Genomic DNA, 19975 nt, shown 5'->3' on the forward strand with positions numbered 1-19975 from the left:
ATTAGCCGCCTAATAATGGACCGACGACATATTGAATTAAAAACCATAGAATACCAAAGAAGATAATCAGGTAGGTAATATACTTAATGGCAGCAACGCCAACTTTACTTGAATCTGATTTCTTCTCTTTGCGTTCAATCTCAACATCGCGTTCGTGAGTCATGAACGATCATTCCTTTCTTTAAATGTTTTACTCTCATGTAGGAAAGTCCCATATGGGTAAACACTTATACTTGGATGGCTACGTCTTCTTTAGCTACATGAGTATTTCTTACGTAGCACTCATCAATTGGTTTTTCGCAGTATTTCATGATCTTCTGGTACGCATATTCCACATTTTCACCATCGATAATCATGAGGATGCGTTCATTCTTCCGGTAGTATAGAAAAAATGATAGCAATTTAGGAAGATTACAAGCATCTGCAATTAAATCGTCTTGGTATAAATAAACATCATAAGTGCTTTGATTAACAAAACGGTAAATGTTCATGATTTCTTCCATGGATAGTCTTTGTTCTTTCAGGTGTATATAGTAAGATGAGATTTCATTCAAGGTTTTCACCCTCTTTTGTTGTTTCGTTTTGTTACTTTCTTGTTACCCCGAAATTAGATCGTAAAAACAAATTTGATGTGAAATGGGTATAAAGTCCCTGGTATAAAGAATTCATGTAAAAAAATAAAAAGCTATTTATTGATGTGAATTTATTCAATTATATGGCAGTTATGTGGAATAACTGTTTTAGTGAGAGAGGCGGTTCCGTTGCTATTGTGGAGTACGGTGGGCTTGGGAACGGGTTGCTTTCCCCGGACGAACGATCGAGCCTCCTCATCCGCTACGCTTCTTGCGGGGTCTCGCTCGCCCGTTTTTCCGGAGGAGTCAACCCGTTCCCAAGCCCACCTTAGCCGAATGGAGATTAACGGAACCGCAGCGATATGAGGAGGTAATGCTTACGGACATTTGATCCGCTATTTCACCTTAAAATGGTTTTTCTAAAGAGCTTACGGACATTCATTCCGCTAATTGCTACAAATCACCTTAATAAAGAGCAATCTGTCACAAATAAGGTACCATATGTCCGTAACGACTCTCGAAATGCCTTAAAAGTTCAAAATAACGGAACAGATGTCCGTAAGGTTTAGAACTCACACACTAGGGTCCGTTATTCTCCATAAACGCAAAGGGGGGAAGGAAACGGCAAACTCCAGTGGTAGAAAGGGCAGATGGGACCCCACAGAGAACGGAGTGAACGAGGAGGCTCAAAGTAAACAAGGAAGATCGACTAAGACCGCCACATCGTGTGGCAACGTCGACCTACCCCACGTCGTGTGAGGCAACAGGAGTATTGCCGTTTCACTGACCCCCTTACTCTCATACAAGCAACGGACTCCTCCGAACCTATATCTCGAAACGGGGCTTTAATGGAACATCAAAAAGCAGTTCAGTTAAGATGAAAATCTTGTTTCACCCTTCAAAACTGAACTGCTTATGATCTAACTAACTTTCTATCTAGTGTTCATAAATCATCTTCTTAGTCATACCACCATCTACAACTAAATTTTCCCCGGTTACAAAAGCATTTTCCTTATCACTTAAGTAAAAACAAGCTCTTGCGATATCTGCTGCATGCCCTACTCGTTTGGATGGGTGTTGGGTGTGGTCGATATCTCTCAGTTCTTCATAAGCTTCTGTTTGGATCCAACCTGGACTAATGGCATTCACTCTTATTTGATATTCACTCAATGACATTGCGAGAGAATGGGTTAAAGCTAGTATACCACCTTTTGAAGCTGCATAAGCCTCTGAATCTTGTTCAGACATGAGTGCTCTTGTGGAAGCCATATTCACAATACGTCCATGAATCCCTTCATCCCTCCAACGTTTGGCTATTTGTTGAGAACATAAGAATGTACCTCTCAAATTGGTTTGGATGGTATTGTCCCATTCACCAACAGTTAAATCAAAGATGTTTTCAAAACGGCTTACCCCTGCATTGTTGATTAATATGGAGGGAGTCTTATAATGTTCATCTATATGTTGAAAAAGGTTTTCGATTTCTTTAGGGTCCCGCAGGTCGCAGTATATAAAATAAGCTTGTTTGTGATTTTCCCGAATATCATTTTCGAGTTTTTCACCATTACCTTTATCATTATCAATCATAAGAACAGTTGCACCTTCATCTGCATAAGCTTTAGCTAGGGACTTTCCGATTCCATTACTAGCCCCGGTGATTAAGACAGTGTCATCTATAAATTTCATTTGACCAGCTCCTCTTACTTCAATTCCTTACCATTTATACCTTATCTTTTCGTATCTTAAACCCAAGAAAAGAACGTTTGTAACAAGGGACTAGGGGAAAACATAAAGAAAAGATTGTTACGTTATAAACATTGTGATATATTATTCTGAAAACTAATCGGAGGGATTTTAATGAGGAATGTTAACTTAGTCGATATTTTCAAACATCACATTACAAGAAAATACCTTCGTCGTTCAGGTGTTCATCATGCGGTGACAGCTGCTCAATATGCCTTTGAAATCGCAGTGGATAAAGGTGTTCATGTGGATCATGCAGCGAAGGCAGCGTTGCTTCATGATATTGGCCATTATGAATGGTATAACAATGAAGGGGAATGGGACTATGATGAATATCGTCAAAATGATATTCATGCCATAAAAGGTGCTGAGCGTGCTCATAAACTTCTCATTAGATTAGGAGAAGATCGTGTAGCAGCCAAGGAAATATCCGTTGCAATCCTATTACACACTGATTCGTACTTGCCATTTTCCTTAGAAGGGAAGCAAACACCTCTTCAAGAAGTGATTACACAAGCAGATAATAAAGATGAGCAACCAAAAGGATTGCATCATTATAAACAAATGGAAGTTAGTGAAGCCATTCAAGAGTTACACAAACTTGATCAGCAAATCGATGCTATTTTAACCAAAGAAACTGTTCCAAAAGAATTTATTGGATAAATTTGATTAAAATGGTTTACATTTCATAATGAGTTGCATATACTTTACTTGTGTTAAAAATTAAACGAAAGCGAGGTCGAAAAAGATGAAAAATGTAATGACTCTAACCAACCAACTTAATATGTATCATTCGACCTTTGCTCGTCGTGGATTTATGTTATAATTCATCATTAACATTAAGAAGCTGTAGGTTGAATGACCTGCGGATTTATACAGTTTACTTGAAATGCCGTAGGTGTGCCCTGCGGTTTTTTATATGTCTCATTATTGCCGTAGCGAATCGTTACGGTTTTTTTATGTGCTATAAGAGGGTTTCCCTTTTATATAAATAAAAAAGAATAAAGGAGGAATTTCACATGACGATACAATTTTTTATTTTTACGATTACGTTTGCCAAGAATCACAAACAACATCAGACGAATCGTTCTCCATTTTATGATGTCACCCCAGAAGAACAGCTTATGGATCGTAAAGCAAACTTTATTTCTGAATTCTAAAATAATGAAATGAAAGGAATGGATGAACTATGATTCGACTACAACAATTTATGGCATGGATTAATGCGGAGAAAGATACCGGTTAGCTACAAACAAAGTGAATGGAAGGAGACATAACTCATGCAATTACAATTATTATTGTTTACCATAACAATTGAAAGAAGATCAAAACAAGATATCATGCGTTCTGAACGTCAGTATAAAGAAGCATCAGAACGTTTAATGATGCAGAAAAATAAATATTTTTATTGCTAAGCTGGGTGTTATATCCAGCTTTTCTTTATTATATTAAACTTAATAGTTGGAGTTGACCCCGCAAATTTGATACGTTTTGTAAAGAGAGTATTTGATGAGAGGAAGGTTCGGATGGTTGAAAAACGAAATCCAATTCCAGTTCAAGAAGCTGTGGAACTGGTGATGCAGTTTGCTGATGAAGGTATTAAAGAAAAAGTGAGACTTGAAGATAGTGACGGTCGGATGTTAGGTGAGGACATTGTTGCTACGCATGCTGTACCACCATTTAATAAATCTCCGTATGATGGATTTGCGTTCCGTGCAGAGGATACAGCATATGGGAGCCAGGAGAATCCAATCACATTTAAAGTTACAGAACATATAGCTGCTGGGAAAGTAGCTACTAAGCCTCTTCAAAAAGGAGAAGCCGTTCGAATTATGACTGGTGCCAAGCTGCCAGAAGAGGCGAATTGTGTAGCCATGTTCGAGATTTGCCAAACATATGAAGACCAAGGTCAGGAATATATGTCGATCAAAAGAAGTATGAATCCAGGAGATAATGTAAACGTTAAAGGGTCTGAAACTGAAAAAGGATCAAAGCTTGTATATAAAGGCACAACAATCAACCCAGGTGTAAAAGCACTACTAGCTACATTCGGTTATGCTCATGTCACAGTAGCTAAGCGTCCAAAGGTAGGTTTATTTACAACAGGAACAGAATTATTACAAGTGGAAGATGATCTAGTTCCTGGCAAAATTCGTAATTCGAATGCTTCTATGGTTGCTTCGCAAATCGTACGTGCTGGAGGAGATGTTCAATTCTTTGGGACGCTACAAGATGATTTTGCAACGTCATTCGAAGCGATATCTCAAGCCCTAGAGGAAGTAGATCTACTGATCACAACAGGCGGTGTATCTGTTGGAGATTATGATTTAATGCCAGACATCTACAAAGAATTAGGGGCAAGCGTATTGTTTAATAAGGTAGCAATGAGGCCTGGCAGCGTAACAACTGTAGCATCAAAAGAAGATAAATTATTGTTTGGGCTCTCAGGTAATCCTTCAGCTTGTTATGTAGGGTTTGAATTATTTACGCGTCCAATACTTCGCTCGTTGATGGGTTCTAAACAACCTTATCCACCTAAGATCAAAGCTTATCTTGGAGCTGATTTTCCAAAGGCTAATCCATTTACTAGGTTCGTTCGCTCAAACCTCCATTACCAGGATGGAAATGTTTACATACAACCATCTGGCCTTGATAAGTCCTCTGTTGTTACGTCATTAGCAAGTGCGAATGCATTTATGATGCTTCCAGGTGGCACAAGAGGTTATCAAAAAGGTGATTTAATTGATGCTCTTCTTATTGAAGTTAATGAGGGACAGGCCGACACTTGGACATTCTAGGGTTTGACTTGTAAAATGAATAGTAATAACGAACAACAAGAGGGAGGGATCAAAAGATGGATACCACAGGTACTGCTATAACAGATCAATTTGAACGTCCGTTAAAAGACTTGAGAATTTCGGTAATCGATCAATGTAATTTCCGTTGCACATACTGTATGCCTGCAGAGATTTTTGGAGAAGGCTACCAATTTCTAAGCGAAAACGAACGTTTATCCTATGATGAAATCATTCGTGTTGCTGAGGCATTTGCATCTTTAGGTGTCGAGAAGATACGGATCACAGGAGGAGAGCCACTATTAAGGAAAAATTTAAGTGAATTAATTGAGCGGTTGTATGCAATTGATGGTATTCAAGATATTGCCCTGACAACGAATGGTGTATTCCTCCCTAAACAGGCTAAAGCTCTAAAGGCAGCTGGACTAGACCGAATTAATTTAAGCTTAGATGCAATAAATGATGAGGTATTTAAGTCCATAAATAGTCGAGGAGTTAAAACTGCGCCTGTACTAAAAGGCGTTCAAGCTGCAGAAGATGCAGGATTACAAGTGAAAGTAAATATGGTTGTTAAAAAAGGAATGAATGATGACCAGATTTTACCTATGGCAAGATACTTCCGTGCAACAGGACATATATTGCGTTTTATAGAATTTATGGATGTGGGTAATACAAATGGGTGGAATATGGATTCTGTTATTTCAAAACGTGAAATCATTGATCAAATACATGAACATATGCCACTCGAACCGATTAATCCCAATTATTATGGAGAAGTAGCCTCTCGTTATCGATATCAAGATGGAGAGGGAGAAGTTGGGGTAATCTCTTCTGTAACGGATCACTTTTGTGATACGTGTACAAGAGCACGTCTTTCAGCAGATGGTAAGCTTTATCATTGTTTATTTGCTTCAGGTGGATATGATATTCGATCGCTTTTACGAGATGGGGTTTCTGATCACGGTTTGAAATTAGAAATCATGAAGCGTTGGACAAGGCGAGATGACCGTTATTCTGCAGATCGTGCTGAGGGAAAGAAACCAAAGGATAAGAAGATTGAGATGTCCTATATTGGTGGATAATAAAGAAGTTCACTTTATTAAGGGTAAGAAAAGGAGTTATTATGAAAACATTTAAATTGATTAAACTAAATGTCATTCATGAATTAGAAGAAGGTTTTGAAAAGAAAACAATTCCTCTTATTGATGGTTTAATTATCAATAGAGAAGATGAGCATAATCAGTGGCTAATTGAAGCATATGTAGGTGCTCAACAATTGGACTATTTTAAAGGTCTTCAAGAAGAGGGAGAAGAGTTTGTGCTTGAAGCTAAAATTTCCAAATCCTCTAATCAACCTGCTTATTTTTTAGTGAAACTTCTAACCTTAAATGAGATTGGTGAAGGTTTTAATGTCCTCTTTATGGGAACAATTGTAGATTATAAAAAAGAACAAGTGGAACAAATGCTACAAAACTTAATAGAGGAAGGTTATCAAGGTGACGAGCTTTTAGAAATGTTTAAGCAACATGTGGAAGATGCTGAAACCAAAGTTTAAGGGAGAGATAGGATGGACATTCAATCTTATATTTCCAGGATTGGTCTTTCACAACCTCCTGAGCCTACGTTAAAAGGGTTGGAACAATTAATGAAAGCCCATCTTTATTCTGTTCCATTCGAAAATATTGATGTCGTTACAGGTCGTTATATTGACCTGAACACAGATCAATTTTACGAAAAAATTGTTCAGCGTAAACGTGGTGGCTTTTGTTATGAGTTAAATGGGCTATTTAATTTGTTGCTTAGCCAATTAGGTTATAAAGTTGACCTTATAGCAGCAACCGTTAAACAAAAGAATGGTACATGGACTTATCCGAATAGCCATGCCACAAATGTAGTATATTTGGAACGACCTTATTTAGTTGACGTGGGTTTTGGTGACTCCTTTATAAAACCAATACCTATTAACGGAAAGACACATCGGGATGCAAGTGGGCTTTATCGAATAAAAAAGGCTGAAAATGGACTTGATCTACAGCGATATGAAGGGTATTGGAGAACGCAGTATAGATTTACACTTTCTCCGTTTACATATGAAGAATTTTATGAAGCTGCCCATTATACGCAAACATCTACAGAATCTTTGTTTACTAACGGCTTAATCGTTACAAAAAGGTTAATGGATGGTCGGGTTACCATTACTGATAAAGATATTACAGTTACACGAAACCGTTCTAGAACAAGACGTTTATTACATCATCACGATGAAATATTGAATATGATCGAAAACTATACACATATACCAAAACATGAATTACACAATATTAGCAGCTCCACTCACATGTCTAAAGAAGGATAAGGTTTTATGAAAACCTTATCCTTCTTTCATATGCTAATATCTTATGAATTTTTGATTTCAATCCCAAAATATCACATAAAACATGTTAAGCTATTACATGAGCTGATACGACATGCGGATAAGGCAATGTATGAAGCTAAGAATCAAGGGAAAAATCAATACCACTTCCATAATTAGCAAATGCGTTCTTCATAATTCGAGTAATGTACCGATATTATCATTAATAATTGCTATGATTATGGAAGAATGAATCGATTGAGCAGGAATTATAGCAATTAAAGGAGAAACTAGTATGTGGGTAAGACAACGTAGTTTACGCTGGATGAATAACCTATCACCCGTTCAGCTTATCGTATTATTTTATGGTACAGCCGCTATAACGGCTTGTATTTTATTAGGTCTTCCTGTGGCTCATAAAGAGGGAGTATCTCTTTCACTTGTTGATCTAATCTTTACAGCTGTTAGTGCTGTTAGTGTAACAGGGCTTACAGTCGTACCAACAGCAGAGACATTTAGTGTTACTGGAGTATTTCTTTTAGCAGCAGTACTTCAGTTTGGTGGCATTGGTATCATGACACTTGGAACGTTTATTTGGATTGTTTTAGGGAAGAAAATTGGTCTACGTGAGCGTAGGTTAATTATGACAGACCAAAACCAAACACACTTCCAAGGCATGGTCCGCTTAATTAAGCAAATATTATTTATGATTCTTGCTATTGAGTTAGTTGGATTTTTTATATTAGGAACGTACTATTTACAGTATTTCCCTACATGGCAAGAAGCTTATTTTCAAGGTTTTTTTGCTTCTATTAGTGCCACAACGAATGGTGGTTTTGATATTACAGGTCAATCCTTAATTCCATTCCAAGATGATTATTTTGTGCAATTTATTCATATTGTTTTAATTATATTAGGAGCCATTGGGTTTCCTGTATTAATTGAAGTAAGAGATTATTTGTTTTCTTCAGTTGAGGAAAGAAGGTTTATGAGATTTTCATTATTTACCAAGCTAACCACGGTCACCTTTTTGGTTCTTGTAGTGGTAGGTACACTCGTAATTGGCTTGTTAGAAATTAATCATTATTTTTCTGATAAGTCATGGCATGAGATTCTATTTTATTCACTATTCCAATCAGTAACAACTCGTAGTGGTGGGTTGTCAACTATGGATGTGAGTCAGTTTACTGAGCAAACTCAATTTATTATGTCTGCACTCATGTTTATTGGTGCATCCCCAAGTAGTGTAGGTGGTGGTATTCGTACTACTTCATTTGCACTGGTGATTATTTTCTTACTAACATTTGCACGAGGTAAACAACGCATCCACATATTTGGGAGAGAAGTCCATGAAGAAGATTTAATAAAAGCAGTTGTGGTCTCCATAATGGCAGTTATTACATGTTTCTTAAGTGTAGTGGTTTTAACCATACTTGAACCATTTAGCTTAATAGAAATTATCTTTGAAGTTTCATCCGCATTCGGTACCACTGGTTTATCAATGGGAATTACCCCAGAACTAACTAGTATTAGTAAATTTGTTTTAATTTCGCTAATGTTTATAGGACGCATAGGAATCTTATCCTTCCTATTTACATTTAAAAAAGATAAAAAAAGCGGAAGATATCATTATCCTACCGAGCGTATTATTATTGGTTAAAGACATACTCAGGGGTTATTAGGGGGAATACGGAATGTCGAATCCATCCAATCAGTTACAGCTTCCTATTCATGGATGGTTACTTGAGCAAGTTCAAGACGCTATCCTGTTTGTAGATGGAGAGGGTACGATCGTAGAAGGAAATCAATCTGCTTGGGATCTTTTAGGGACTTCTGAAAAAATGTCTGTAAATATCCGAGATTATTTTGATTTTGATAGGTTAGTGAGCCAAGAGGAAACGAATACCTTATTAGAGGTAAAGGATGGCTCAAAACAGTATTTTCATGTTAAATCCATGAAAATGAACAATACTAGCGATCAAGATCTTTATTCTATGATTCTTCATTCCGTTTCCTTAAATGATAAGGTGAAGCAAGCTAAACAACATATGAACAAACTCATACAAGGTAGCTTCGAAGGCATTGTACTTCATGACAGAGGTAATATAATTGACTGTGATGAAACGTTTGCCAGAATGTTTGGTTACACGGTTGAAGAGATGGTTCATCTTAGTGCGTTTGATATGGTGGAATCTCGCAGTTCCTATAAACTTCAAAGTATGATGAGCCAGTTCCCAGATAAACCTTATGAACTTACTGGTATTAAGAAAGATGGGTCATTAATCCATGTTGAAATCATGGCACATCCATATCCATATCAAGACAGAGTTTTACGCGGAGCTATAGTGAGAGATATTACAGACCGTGTTGAACAGGAAAAACGAATTGAGTTTATGGCTTATTATGATGAATTAACAGATCTTCCGAATCGTACATACTTTATGAAAACACTTAAAGAAGCGATCCAACAGGCTGAATATAATGGAGAACAGGTAGCTGTACATTTTATGGACATCGACTACTTCAAGCAGATTAATGATACATTAGGATATGTGTTTGGAGATAAATTATTGTATGCGTTTGCAGAACGATTAAAAATGCACCATGATGAACATAATTTTATTGCTCGCATGGGCGGAGACGAGTTCCTTATTTTACAAAAAGGTGTTCAATCAAAAATAGAGGCTGAACACTTAGCTCAAAAAATAATTAAATCTTTCGAATCTCCCTTACTTGTTGAAGGGTTAGAACTTTTTACATCCGTTTCAATTGGCATTAGTAGTTACCCTGAAGATGGTCATGATTCGAATGACTTGATTAAACATGCTGATTCAGCAATGAACGTAATCAAGGCAAATAATCGAAATCATTACAAAGTGTTTGAATCCTCGATTTCTAAGGATTTTAAGACGATCTTAACCATGGAAACTGAATTAAGAAAAGCATTGAAGGAAGACCAATTAGAACTTCATTATCAACCTCAGAAAAACATAGAAACCGGACAAATTGTGGGTCTTGAAGCACTGCTTCGATGGAAGCATCCAAAATGGGGGTATGTCCCACCAGCAACATTTATTCCACTGGCAGAAAAAACTGGACTTATTTTTGAAATTGGTGAATGGGTTTTAAAACAAGCTTGTCTTCAAAATAAAAAATGGCAGGACCAAGGGTACACCCCTTTTGTAGTGGGTGTGAATTTATCAGCTAAACAAGTTTATCAGAAGGATTTAGTGGATAAAGTTGAGAGTATATTGAAAGAATCTGGATTGAATGCACACTATTTAGAACTTGAAATAACTGAATCTATGGCAATGAGTAATGAGGAAGATATTTTTCGGACATTAGAAGGTTTGCGTGCTTTAGGTGTGCATGTTTCCATAGATGACTTTGGAACAGGGTATTCATCCTTGAAGTATTTAAGTCAATTTCCCATTAGTAAGCTTAAAATTGATCGAATTTTCATACATGAGAACCGAAAGCAAAATGCGGCTATTGTAAAATCTATTATTCATATGTCACATTCTCTAAACATGAAAGTGATCGCAGAAGGTGTGGAAACAGAAGAGCAACTTGAGTTTCTAAAGACTGAACGTTGTGATGAAATGCAAGGTTATTATTTTAGTAAGCCTCTCCCACCTCATCAGTTAGATCGTTTTTTTCCAAAATCAGTTTAATAGGTACCCTTAATAAAAAAGCCCTTCTCAAATGAAAAGGGCTTTTTCAATTTACTAGCAATAAAAAGCTGCACCTACAATGATTAGTAGGATGAACAGTACAACAATTAGGGCGAATCCTCCGCCGTAGCCACAACCGTAGCCACCGCCATATCCGCCAATTCCATATCCATAAGGCATCCAAAATCACCTCCTGAAATCTTACACTAATACAATATGGAAAAAAGCCTGGCAATGTTTGGACGTTTGTCTAAATTGTAATAAATCTAATTCATTTTATAACTGATAAGAAATTAGGATTAAATTCAAATTAAAAATGGAATATTTTAAAAATTCGCATGAAAGCATTATGAAAATAGTGTAAAATGATTGTTATAAGTCTAGTCAAAAAGTCATGTATATAGAAAAAGGACGTTTAATTATGATGGAGAAAATTGAATCTTTTTTTGGGATTCAAAAAGTTAAAACAAAATTGCTTTTTTGGTTTTTCTTGCTTCTATTCCTCGTGATTGTTTTGACAATCATCCCTTATTATTGGTTAGAATCGCATGATCGAAAAAGCACAACGATGGAACAGCTATCAGAACAAGTTCATTTGGAGAAGGAGCAGTTAGAGAATTGGCTTGAGGAACGTAAACAAGATGTTAAGCTTTTATCCTCCATGACTGCTACTCAAATGATTAGCAATCAGGACAACAGCTTATGGATTTATCGAGATATTTTGTTTGGGAATCCAGCATTTCATTCGATCTCTCAAACAAATGAAAACGGAGATGTTGCACTTCAAATTCATAGAGAAGATCGAAAAGTCGTCTATGGATTCAACCAAGAAGAATCTGTTAAAGATGAAAAGTTTTTTAAAGAAGCAAATGAGAAAGACATTTATATAAGTTCCATCTTTGAGGAAGACCATCAAAAGTTTTTTATCATCTCTGCGCCAATTCGAGTGAAGGGGGATTTCGTTGGAGTATTATATGGAAAAGTAAAAGTTGATGTAATGACCTCATTATTTAATGATGAGAATGGTTCTAATTATACCTATATTGTTACAAAAGAAGGATCCCTATTAGATCCTGACAAAACAGGAACAACTAGCATTCGGGATACATATTTATTTGAACAAGCATTAGCCCATAAACCTATTCTGAAATCCTACGAAAATCAACAAAAAGAAATGTATGCGAGTTACAGTTGGGTAAATGAGGATAGATGGTTTATCGTATCAGAACGAAATAAAAGCCAGGTGTTTAGTTCCCTTTATATCCAACTATTTGTCTTCTGCATGGATGTACTAGCTGTTTATGCAATTGGTTTTGTACTCTTTATTGGTATCGCTCAACGCATTAATCATCCTTTACATCTTTTAGCTGAAAGGGCTAGGGAGATTCGACATGGGAAATGGAATCAACACATTGATTTTTCAGTGTTTAATCGTTCGGCCTATGAATTTCGAGAGCTTGCACAAAGCTTTCAGTCTATGATTGTACAATTACAATATAATATGAAAATGATGCGAAGGACACAGAAGCAATATAAAAATATTGTAGACCACATTTCTGAAGTTGTTTACCAAATCGATCCAAAGGGATGTTGGGTATTTCTTAACCCAGCATGGGAGAAGGTTTCAGGTTATACAGTTCGGGAAGCAATAGGAGAACATTTCATGTCTTTCGTTCATAGAGAAGATCGAGTGAAACTTTATCGTATGTTGCGCCCCCTTATGAATAAAGAATTAGATCATACCATGCATCAGGTCCGTTACACTCAAAAAGATGGAGGGGAACGTATTGTAGAGTTTTATTGTACAGCTGTGTTTGATGAGCAAGGAAATTTAGAAGGATATACAGGGGCTATACATGATATTACGGAATGGGTACATGCTGAACGAAATCTCCAAAAAGCGAATCAAAAATTAGAAGAGATGTCTTTTAAAGATAGCTTAACCAACATTCCAAATCGAAGGTTGTTTGAAAAGTATATGGATCAATCATGGACAGAGGCTTTAAAACAAAAAAATTCGATAACCTTTATGATGGTTGATATCGATTTCTTTAAGCCTTTTAATGATACATATGGGCATTTACATGGTGATGATTGTTTAGCTGAAATCGCTACAACCCTTCAGACTGAGGTAGAGAAAAATGACGGATTTATTGCGCGGTATGGAGGAGAGGAATTTGCGATCATTTATGAAAATCTAAATATAAGTGAAGCAGAAGAAAAAGCAGAAGCATTAAGAAACAGTGTCAAAAATAAAAAAATTCCACATCGTGCATCAGAGATCAGTGATTATGTGACGATTTCGATAGGAATGATACATCGTATTCCCGATGAAACTGAATCGATTACAGCTTTTGTACAAAGAGCAGATCAAGCGTTGTATGAAGCTAAAGAGAATGGGAAAGATCAAGTATATGTACAACGTTTCTCCACTTGTTAAATTGACGAGTGAATATTTTTAACGTACAATTGAAATAACATAATATTTAACGAATATCATTCAATCGACTCTACTTATAAGGAGTATGTTTTATGAAGGTTATTGTTCTTAACTAACCCGTAACTAAATACGGTCTCAAAAAGGTTGTAAACTTGCATTATACGCAAGTTTAGTTCGTTACGCACTTTTTTGAGTAGTTAAGAACAATGAATCATAGCAAAACTCTTGGGTAGGTTAGAAGAGGCTGTGACACTATTGTCGCAGTCTTTTTTTATCTATAACTAACTTTTGGATAGCTGTACACAGTTGTCCTTTAGTAAGCTGACCCTAGCGATTGAATGATAAATCGTAAGTTTGCTGCAATGAGCTTTGTTCATTGCAGCTTTTTTTATTTTATGAAAAGTATTTGAGGAGGACCTGACATTGAAAAAACAAGCATATAAAGCTTTAGAGAGTGACTTGATTTTACAAGAAGTGGCGCATTATGCCATGACACATAAAGGGAAAGAAACAATTCAACAACTCCAACCATCCCTTAACAAAAAGCAGATTGAGCGATGGTTAGAGGAAGTGAGTGAAGCAGTAAACATATTAGAAATCAGTTCAAGTGTACCAATTCACAGTTTAGATGATGTCACACACATGTTAGAGCAAGCCAAGAAAGGCATGTTTATCCGACCTGACCAATTTCAAAAGCTACAGTCATTTTTAGATCATTGTTCTAAGTTAAAGCGTTTTATGAAGGACAAAAGATTTGCTGGACCAACGATTTCAACATACGCAGAATCAATAGAAGATATAAGCGATTTAGAAACAGAAATTCAGAGATGTCTTCGCCATGGTAGAGTAGATGATTATGCATCAAAAGAGTTAACGAAAATACGTAAGCAGATGAAAATTCATCACACAAAACTGAAAGAAAAGATCAACCATCTGGCAAAATCCAATAAACTCTCAACGTATATGCAGGAGCGTGTGGTGGCAGAAAAGAATGGTAGATTTGTGATCCCTATCAAAGCAAATTACCGTAATAAAGTGAAAGGGACAGTTATTGATTCATCTTCTTCAGGTGCAACTGTCTTTATCGAGCCAGAAGAAGTTACAAACATGCAGGAAGAACTAGACATGTTACGATTGGCAGAAGAAAAAGAGGTTGAACAAATTCTTTATTATTTAACCGCTCTTGTATTAGAGAAAGAGCAGGATCTAAATATTGCAGTCGAGACGATGCATCAGTACGATGTTATTTTTGCAAAAGCTCATTACAGTAAAAGTCTACATGGTACCCCAGCTGTTGTGAATGAAGACTATAATATGAATCTAATGAATGCCAGACATCCACTTTTAGGGAACGACGCAGTCCCTCTAAACATTAGCTTAGATCCGAATCACTATGCTTTGGTGATCACAGGTCCTAATACAGGTGGAAAAACCGTTACCTTGAAAACCGTTGGGCTGCTTACCTACATGACTCAAGTTGGATTGCATATCCCATCGGATGAAGGGAGTACGTTACATCTGTTTCATCATATTTTTGTTGATATCGGTGATGGGCAGAGCATTACAGAAAACTTAAGTACGTTTAGCTCCAGACTTGTGAACATTATTGAAATCTTACAAGAAGCAAACGATCATAGCCTTGTGCTTTTAGATGAGTTAGGTTCTGGAACAGATCCTACAGAAGGTATGGGTTTAGCAACAGCTATTCTGGATCAATTGTATGAGAAAGGAGCAACCATTTTTGCAACAACCCATTACAATGAAATGAAAGATTTTGCTGAAGAAAGAGAAGGGTTTATGAATGGTTCAATGGAGTTTGATTTAGAAACCCTGCGTCCAACATATCGATTGTTGTTAGGGACAACAGGTAAAAGTCAAGCCTTTCAAATTGCACTTAAATTAGGTATGCATCCAGAGATTATCGAGAAAGCTCATTCAATCTCTTATAAAGAGGATAGATCCTATGCTCCAGCTTATGATATGGATCATTCATTACTAGCAAAGCAAATAGCTACAAATCGTTATGCCCGTCAATCATCCAAAAAAGAGAGAGTGAAGCCAGAAGATCGCGTAACAAAATACGTTATGGGGGACAATGTAACGGTGCTGGCTACCGGAGATACTGGGATTGTGTATAAAGGCCCCGATTCAAAAGGGAATTATGTTGTACAAATAAAAGGAGAAAAACACACGATTAACCATAAACGTATCCAATTGCATATTCCAGCTAAAGAGTTATATCCTGATGGTTATGATTTTGATATTATTTTCAAATCAAAAGAATATCGTAAAGTTCGAAAGCAATTAGATCGTAAGCATGTAGAGGATGTGTGGCTTGAAGAAGAAGAGTAAATAAGAAAGGGCGAATGAGGTTTGTACAACCTTATTCGTCCTTTTTTTTGACTTTTGTATAACCCAAGTGTTTAAAAATTGCGGTGAGGAGGGAGGGTGTGTATAATTAATGTATAACAAATGTACAAATAATTGTACAATGAATGGGTGAGGAATATGAAGACGATTGCAATTGTGGGAGCAGGGCCAGGTGGCTTAGCATCCGCTATGATGTTAGCAGCGCAAGGAAATGATGTTCATGTTTTTGAGAAACAACATGTTTTTGGGGGGCGTAATGCCAAGTTAAAACTAGGAGATTATGAGTTTGATGTGGGTCCTACATTTTTCAGTATGCCTCACATTTTAGAAGAAATCTTTGAAGCTAGTGGAAGAAAGCTTGAGGATTACGTAAGCTTACGAGAGTTAGATCCGATGTATCACTTGAAATTCGAGGATCAGAATCTGACCATGTATCGAGACCCTAGCAAGATGAAAAAGGAATTAAGCGAGCATTTTCCAGGAAGTGAACAAGGGTATGAGCGGTTTATGGCAGAGACTCGTAAACGTATGGCTGCTCTAATGCCCATGTTGCAAAATCGTCATCATCGCCTCATCGATTATGTACGACCGAGAACGTTAAAAGCACTCCCACAATTGGCACTAGGAAAATCATTATATGATGTACTTTCTCAATATTTTTCAGATGAACGATTAAAATTAGCGTTCACATTTCAAGCAAAGTATCTAGGGATGTCTCCGTGGGAGTGTCCTGGGGCATTTTCTATACTATCCTTTATGGAGCATGAGTACGGTGTGTACCATCCTATTGGTGGGGTGAATCAAATCTCTAAAGCTATGGCAGAGGTGGTTGAAGAGTATGGTGGGCGCATTCACCTTAATAAAGGAGTAAATGAACTTATCCTAAATGGGTCTTCCGTGGAAGGTGTTGAACTACAAGATGGTAGTAGGTTTTATGCAGATGAAGTGATTATGAATGCAGACTTTGCACAAGCAATGTCAACACTTGTAAAACCTCAAACACTGAAAAAATATTCAAAGGAAAATCTATCGAAAAGAAAGTATTCTTGTTCTACTTTTATGATGTATATAGGTGTTAATAAGGAAGTAGATTTACCACACCACACGATTATTTTTTCGCAAGACTATAAACAAAATGTGGAAGAGATTACAAAAACAAAAGAGCTATCTCAGGACCCATCCATATATGTTCATAACGCATGTAAAACGGATCCGACATTAGCTCCAGAAGGAAAATCAGCTTTATATATATTAGCACCTGTCCCTAATAACTTCTCTGAAATTGATTGGGATCAAAAGAAATTAGAATATCGTAAGCTTATTTTAGAACAACTCGAAGAAAAAGCTGGTCTTTCAATTGAGGAGGATATTGAAGTAGAGAAAATCTTAACTCCAAAAGGATGGGAGCTTGACCACGATGTTTATCAAGGGGCAACATTCAACTTTGGCCATCAGTTGTCACAAATGATGTATTTTCGTCCCCATAATCGTTTTGAAGAATTATCAAACTGTTGGATTGTTGGGGGAGGAACGCATCCAGGTAGTGGCTTACCAACTATTTTAGAATCAGCCCGTATAACATCAAACTGGTTGATGGAAAACAAAGAGGTGAAACGAGTATGAAACAAAAGATTGGTATTGTAGGTGGCGGTGTGGGTGGATTAGTTACAGCTTTGCTCCTATCCAAGGACCCTAAAAAAGAGATTACAATCTATGAGAAAAGTAATTCTTTTGGAGGACGCTTACGTTTTACAGGAAATGAAGACTTTCGTATTGACGAGGGACCTACTATTGTTTTGCTTCCTGATATGCTTTTATCCATTTTAGAAGAGGGAGGCATTTCGAAAAAACGTTTACCTCTTATAGAATGTGATCCACTTTATTCTGTAGAATATAGTAATGGTGACAGTCTACTCAAGTATCGCGATATTCAGAAACAAAAAGAGGAGATTGAACGTGTGTTTCCTGGTGACGGGGAAGGGTTCGAGCGCTTTATTAAAGATATGCGTTGGAGGTTTGTCAGGGGACAGCAACAGTTTATTAAGCAAAATTTCGTAGAAAAAAAACAATTTTTCTCCCCGAAAAATCTTCAAACGCTGGTAAAGCTTAAGGCATTCTTGCATGTGAAGCAGTTAATGAAACAATATTTCAAGCACGAAGAGTTGCAGCATACCTATGCTTTGCAAACCTTATACATTGGGGGACATCCCAGTGAATCACCAGCTCTTTATTCTCTAGTTTCTTATAGTGAGCATGAGCATGGCATTTGGTATTTAAAAGGAGGATATGCTAGTCTTATTGATATTCTAGAAGCTGAACTGAAGCAACGCGGTGTAAAGATGTTGACAAACGCTAACGTTGAACAATTATCGATACAAGATAACCATTGTGATGGTCTTCAAATGAATGGTGAGTGGCATGACTTTGATGATGTTGTGTTGAATGGAGACTTTCCTTTAATGGATGATTTACTTCCGGAGGAGCAGAAGCAAAACAAATCTTATACACCATCCTCAGGTTGTCTATTAATCTATATGGGCTTAACCAGAAACTATACACAATCTAGTATTCATCGTTTCTTTATTGGAGACGATTTTGAAAAACATATGAAAGACGTCTTTCAGCATCGTAAAGTTCCAGTAGATCCATCCATTTATACATTCCACCCTTCCATCATAGACGATACATTAGCACCACCTGGAAAAGGTGTATTATATACACTAGTACCCGTTCCTTCTGGCAGTCATATCGATTGGAGCTGTAAAGAGGAATATGCCGAGTATATTATTCGAAAGCTTGAGGAAAAAGGGTATCCTAGTTTAAGAGATTCCATTGAATGGATGAAGGTCAAATCTCCTCAGGAATCTATGCAAGAAGGGTTGTATCAGGGCGGAAGCTTTGGAATTGCACCGACATTATTCCAATCTGGTGTATTCAGACCTCAATTAAAACCATTTGGCATTGAGAATGTGTATGCAGTAGGAGCATCTATTCACCCTGGTGGTGGCGTTCCAATCGTTATGCAGGGAGCAAAAATGCTTTCGGATTACATGAACCAAGATGTATATATGACTTTACAAAAAAGGGGTAACGTAACATGATTGAACACGCATACCAACATTGTAAGTCCATCATTGATACCCATTCAAAAACATTTTCGAAAGCTTTTTCAATGCTTCCAAGGCAACAAAAAAAGGCTGTCTGGGCGGTTTATGCTTTTTGTCGGAGAGTTGACGATATAGTAGATGAAGGAGATGCACCACGGGAAGAATTAGATGCTTTCGAACGAGATTTCCACTCGTTTTTGCGTGAAGGCGAACTCCCTAGTAATGACCTGATGTGGGTAGCTTTGGATGATGTGTTTAGTGAATTTGAAATGGATTCAACTCCCTTTCAAGAAATGATAGACGGTCAACGTATGGATTTAACTTCCCACTGGGTGGGATCTAAAGATGAGTTATTGAACTATTGCTATCATGTGGCAAGTACTGTCGGATTGATGCTTTTACCTATTCTAGCACCTGGTAGAGAAAGAAAGCTTCGTGATGGTGCAATTGCATTAGGGAAGGGGATGCAACTTACAAATATTTTACGAGATATTGGTGAGGATTTAGAGCGCGAGAGAATATATATCCCTAAAGTGATGATGGATGACTTTGATTATACCTATCAGGATCTTCAAGGGCATGTTATAAATGAACCTTTTATATCTTTATGGGAAACATTGGCCCAGGATGCTGAAGGGTATTATACGGAAGCGCTCGAGACGATTCATGAGTACCCTTTATATTCTAGAACCCCTGTTCAAGGAGCAGCTTACCTGTATCGAGCAATCTTACCATCAATCCGAAAAAATCAATATCAAGTGTTTTATGAGCGTAATTTTGTAAGCGATGAAGCAAAAAAAGAAATTATGAAGCAAATGACGTAGAAAAGCGTAAACCTTTGTTGGAAGGTTTACGCTTTTTTGAAATGAAGCTTATTCAGTTAAAGCTCCCCTTATCTTGAATACTTGGTTTCGAGAAAAG

19 protein-coding genes are annotated in these 19975 nt (G+C 37.0%); 15 read left to right on the top strand and 4 right to left on the bottom strand.

The features are described 5' to 3' along the window. Position 1: 1 nt before the first annotated feature. A complete protein-coding gene (locus tag GS400_RS20040; RefSeq protein WP_201450143.1) occupies positions 2-163 on the bottom strand; it encodes a hypothetical protein in 162 nt (53 codons plus the stop codon). A gap of 64 nt (positions 164-227) precedes the next feature. Beyond that, positions 228-554 (bottom strand): hypothetical protein, encoded by a 327-nt coding sequence (locus GS400_RS07905; RefSeq protein ID WP_160100621.1) that lies wholly within the window; start codon positions 552-554, stop codon positions 228-230. A gap of 428 nt (positions 555-982) precedes the next feature. Here GS400_RS07905 and GS400_RS07910 point away from each other — a divergent pair, with 428 nt between their 5' ends. Then, a complete protein-coding gene (locus GS400_RS07910; protein WP_160100622.1) occupies positions 983-1141 on the top strand; it encodes a hypothetical protein in 159 nt (52 codons plus the stop codon). Positions 1142-1508: 367 nt separating this feature from the next. Here the strand turns inward: GS400_RS07910 and GS400_RS07915 are convergent, their stop codons facing one another. Beyond that, complete coding sequence (locus GS400_RS07915; protein ID WP_160100624.1) at positions 1509-2258, bottom strand: SDR family NAD(P)-dependent oxidoreductase; 750 nt, start codon at positions 2256-2258, stop codon at positions 1509-1511. 171 nt (positions 2259-2429) lie between these two features. On the opposite strand from GS400_RS07915, the gene GS400_RS07920 reads away from it, so the two are divergent. The 9 genes from GS400_RS07920 (at position 2430) to GS400_RS07960 (ending at position 11137) form a co-directional block, all read left to right on the top strand. Next, positions 2430-2978 carry an HD domain-containing protein gene (locus GS400_RS07920; RefSeq protein WP_160100626.1) on the top strand — a complete coding sequence of 183 codons (549 nt, stop codon included), beginning with the start codon at positions 2430-2432 and terminating at the stop codon, positions 2976-2978. 356 nt (positions 2979-3334) lie between these two features. Further along, positions 3335-3475, top strand: a complete 141-nt coding sequence (locus GS400_RS07925; RefSeq protein WP_160100628.1) for a hypothetical protein — start codon at positions 3335-3337, stop codon at positions 3473-3475. A gap of 120 nt (positions 3476-3595) precedes the next feature. After that, positions 3596-3730 carry a hypothetical protein gene (locus GS400_RS20325; RefSeq protein ID WP_255454174.1) on the top strand — a complete coding sequence of 45 codons (135 nt, stop codon included), beginning with the start codon at positions 3596-3598 and terminating at the stop codon, positions 3728-3730. Between the two features lie 111 nt (positions 3731-3841). Beyond that, on the top strand, positions 3842-5113 hold the full coding sequence (gene glp / locus GS400_RS07930; protein ID WP_160100630.1) for a molybdopterin molybdotransferase MoeA: 1272 nt from the start codon (positions 3842-3844) through the stop codon (positions 5111-5113). Between the two features lie 56 nt (positions 5114-5169). Next, positions 5170-6192, top strand: a complete 1023-nt coding sequence (moaA, locus tag GS400_RS07935) for a GTP 3',8-cyclase MoaA (RefSeq protein ID WP_160100632.1) — start codon at positions 5170-5172, stop codon at positions 6190-6192. A 41-nt stretch (positions 6193-6233) separates the two neighbouring features. Then, a complete protein-coding gene (locus tag GS400_RS07940) occupies positions 6234-6665 on the top strand; it encodes a YwpF family protein (protein ID WP_160100634.1) in 432 nt (143 codons plus the stop codon). Between the two features lie 12 nt (positions 6666-6677). Next, positions 6678-7466: an arylamine N-acetyltransferase family protein gene (locus GS400_RS07945; RefSeq protein WP_160100636.1), complete on the top strand. Its 789-nt coding sequence runs from the start codon at positions 6678-6680 to the stop codon at positions 7464-7466. A gap of 292 nt (positions 7467-7758) precedes the next feature. Next, positions 7759-9123, top strand: a complete 1365-nt coding sequence (locus GS400_RS07955) for a TrkH family potassium uptake protein (RefSeq protein WP_160100640.1) — start codon at positions 7759-7761, stop codon at positions 9121-9123. Positions 9124-9157: 34 nt separating this feature from the next. Further along, positions 9158-11137 carry a sensor domain-containing protein gene (locus GS400_RS07960; RefSeq protein ID WP_160100642.1) on the top strand — a complete coding sequence of 660 codons (1980 nt, stop codon included), beginning with the start codon at positions 9158-9160 and terminating at the stop codon, positions 11135-11137. Positions 11138-11191: 54 nt separating this feature from the next. On the opposite strand, the gene GS400_RS07965 is transcribed toward GS400_RS07960, so the two are convergent. Beyond that, positions 11192-11299, bottom strand: coding sequence for a YjcZ family sporulation protein (locus GS400_RS07965; RefSeq protein ID WP_304608247.1), 108 nt, complete (start codon positions 11297-11299; stop codon positions 11192-11194). A gap of 259 nt (positions 11300-11558) precedes the next feature. Here GS400_RS07965 and GS400_RS07970 point away from each other — a divergent pair, with 259 nt between their 5' ends. The 5 genes from GS400_RS07970 to GS400_RS07990 all read left to right on the top strand — a co-directional run bounded on the left by GS400_RS07970 (position 11559) and on the right by GS400_RS07990 (position 19878). After that, entirely contained in the window at positions 11559-13577 is a 2019-nt protein-coding gene (locus GS400_RS07970; protein WP_160100646.1) for a sensor domain-containing diguanylate cyclase, read from the top strand. Positions 13578-14000: 423 nt separating this feature from the next. Then, positions 14001-15929, top strand: coding sequence for an endonuclease MutS2 (locus tag GS400_RS07975; protein WP_236561200.1), 1929 nt, complete (start codon positions 14001-14003; stop codon positions 15927-15929). A 156-nt stretch (positions 15930-16085) separates the two neighbouring features. Continuing rightward, complete coding sequence (locus GS400_RS07980) at positions 16086-17570, top strand: phytoene desaturase family protein (protein WP_160100648.1); 1485 nt, start codon at positions 16086-16088, stop codon at positions 17568-17570. Then, a complete protein-coding gene (locus tag GS400_RS07985; protein ID WP_160100650.1) occupies positions 17567-19048 on the top strand; it encodes a phytoene desaturase family protein in 1482 nt (493 codons plus the stop codon). Before GS400_RS07980 ends, GS400_RS07985 begins: the two co-directional genes overlap by 4 nt. Then, entirely contained in the window at positions 19045-19878 is an 834-nt protein-coding gene (locus tag GS400_RS07990; protein WP_160100652.1) for a phytoene/squalene synthase family protein, read from the top strand. The genes GS400_RS07985 and GS400_RS07990 overlap by 4 nt, the downstream gene beginning before the upstream one ends. Positions 19879-19975 lie beyond the last annotated feature (97 nt).

Source organism: Pontibacillus sp. HMF3514 (assembly GCF_009858175.1).
In the GTDB taxonomy this organism is placed as follows: Bacteria; Bacillota; Bacilli; order Bacillales; family BH030062; genus Pontibacillus.